Source organism: Microcoleus sp. OTE_8_concoct_300, assembly GCF_031383065.1.
GTDB lineage: Bacteria > Cyanobacteriota > Cyanobacteriia > Cyanobacteriales > Microcoleaceae > Microcoleus.
The window spans coordinates 1-1,089 of sequence record NZ_JANMZH010000809.1 but is presented as its reverse complement, the minus strand read 5'-3'; the positions used below and the strand labels follow the sequence as shown (position 1 = coordinate 1,089).

General features: G+C 40.2%; 2 protein-coding genes. One reads left to right on the top strand and one right to left on the bottom strand.

Annotated features, from left to right (window positions below; translation table 11 throughout):
- Positions 1–467, bottom strand: a 467-nt coding sequence (locus ACUVJL_RS36120; protein ID WP_445250217.1) for an AAA-like domain-containing protein, incomplete at its 3' end; no start/stop codon positions are given.
- Positions 468–751: 284 nt separating this feature from the next.
- Here ACUVJL_RS36120 and ACUVJL_RS36115 point away from each other — a divergent pair.
- Positions 752–964: a hypothetical protein gene (locus ACUVJL_RS36115; RefSeq protein ID WP_445250216.1), complete on the top strand. Its 213-nt coding sequence runs from the start codon at positions 752–754 to the stop codon at positions 962–964.
- Positions 965–1,089 lie beyond the last annotated feature (125 nt).

Below are 1,089 nucleotides of genomic sequence, written 5' to 3'. Positions count from 1 at the left end.
AATAGAGAAGTTTTTCCCATTAACTTGGGAGCTTTAATGTGAATTATTGACCCCCGCTCTAAAATCTGTTGATAACAGTCAGCTTCCATTCGGGAACGCTCTATATAAAACTCAGAATTTAATCGCACTGGCCCTTCTGGCCATTCTAATGCTTTTGGAGCTTCAGAGGTTCTTTCCCCCAATTGCCTTATTAATAACTCTTGGCAAACTAATTCCGGTTTATATTTGACAAATAATAGAATCAACTCTTCACGTTGCGTATATCCTCCACCCGGCTCATTTTTGATATTAAATGACAGGCAAATATTTGAAATATGATCGCTGACACACGACCTCGTTACTTTTGGGGTGAGAGAGTTAGCGATTTGTTCGTCTTGCTTATTTTGCAAGAACCCCTCTAGCACTTTATGCTGTCTTGTAGTAAGCCCCTTTGGGTAAATGGCATCGAACTCTTGTTGACTCATCATCTCGATATTACCTCAATCATTGACTTGCCTGCTTTCTCTTAAATTAGCATAACTCAGAGCTTTAGCATAGCTGTTCAGTCAATCCCTAGTGAATTTTCACAAATTTATAAGCCAAAAGTGATTTGTGAGTTTTTTCTCACAAACTCTTTCACAAATCATTCAACCGCAACTCACAATCTCTTCAAAATTTTACTTAACAACTAATTTGGGAGGCTAAATTGACGATCGCCCCCGAACACAAAAAATCCAGATATCGTAGGAAATGTAGATAGAGATTAAAAAAAATGAAACTAGAAAAACCGAAAAATAGACCGAACTTTTTGAAGAAGCAGTCTAACTCAGATATCAAATGGTTCTTAGAGAAAGTTTTTGTACCCATCCTCCTAGTGACGATTCCTTTAACACCAAGTACGATCGCACTTTTGCGGACTGAACAACCGCCAACTCCTGTACAAAAGGTTCCACCGATCGATCGCACGACTCCACCGTCACAATAACATCGGATGCGATCGCTCCTAATCCAAGAAACCGGGTTTCTGCGATAATTTACGCATCCTCACGAGATTTTGCAAAGAAACCCGGTTTCTGACCCCTCGCGCGATCGCCCTTGTTAAGCCAACTG

Excerpts from the sequence above, each read along its gene's own strand:
- ACUVJL_RS36115 (WP_445250216.1), top strand. The coding sequence starts at position 752 with ATGAAACTAGAAAAACCGAAAAATAGACCGAACTTTTTGAAGAAGCAG.